This window comes from Staphylococcus pasteuri (genome assembly GCF_030547725.1).
GTDB lineage: Bacteria > Bacillota > Bacilli > Staphylococcales > Staphylococcaceae > Staphylococcus > Staphylococcus pasteuri.
In genome coordinates this window covers 1-265 of sequence record NZ_JAUOQO010000417.1, presented here as the reverse complement: position 1 = coordinate 265, position 265 = coordinate 1, and the positions used below count along the sequence as shown (strand labels likewise).

General features: G+C 36.2%; 1 protein-coding gene. It reads left to right on the top strand.

Going from position 1 to position 265, the window contains the following annotated elements; genetic code table 11:
• Positions 1-265, top strand: a 265-nt coding sequence (locus Q4528_RS14205) for a hypothetical protein (protein ID WP_439848943.1), incomplete at both ends; no start/stop codon positions are given.

Genomic DNA, 265 nt, shown 5'->3' with positions numbered 1-265 from the left:
ACTTCACCGATTCAATTACTAAGCCATGCCACTCAGGCACTCATTGCTAACCCTAAAGATAATGGCTCTTCCTTGTATTATTTTGACCGACGCTTAGCCAAGCGTTTTGATAGAAAATCAATTTTGGCCGCTTTACTCAAGCAAGCATTAACAGATAATAAAATAGAAGTTTATTATCAACCTATTGTTGCTACACCCGAGCTAAAAATAGCTAAATTTGAAGCCTTGTTTCGAATAAAGTTAGACACAAACATCCCTTATAATG